Raw genomic sequence first — 333 nt, forward strand, 5'->3', positions numbered from 1 at the left:
ACACATAAGTTATTTTTGTCTGCGATTTTAACGATATCTGTTTTAAGTGAACTTGTACCAATCAATGTTTGTTGTGTAATCTGCTTAGATACACTAGAAAAAGTGGAACCCGATTCAGCGGCTGAAGCCACTTCTATTTTATCTCGATACGTTTTATCCATTCCATTAACACGTGTTTCGATACGCTGTGCTAATGATGCACGTGCATTGGCAATAGCTTGTTGCTTATCAATAGACATATTACCAGACCATAAAACACACTCAGAGACTGCAATACCATCTTCGACTTGAGGGTTTAATATCCAACTTGGGATGTCACCAACAACTGTTTCT

The 333-nt window shown here is 37.8% G+C and carries 1 pseudogene; it reads right to left on the bottom strand.

The window, feature by feature from the left end:
• Nucleotides 1-333 (bottom strand): annotated as a pseudogene (locus GQR38_RS20275) (LPP20 family lipoprotein); the annotation flags it as partial.

The sequence above is a fragment of the Pseudoalteromonas sp. c7(2019) genome, assembly GCF_011378625.1.
GTDB classification, from domain to species: Bacteria; Pseudomonadota; Gammaproteobacteria; order Enterobacterales; family Alteromonadaceae; genus Pseudoalteromonas; species Pseudoalteromonas arctica.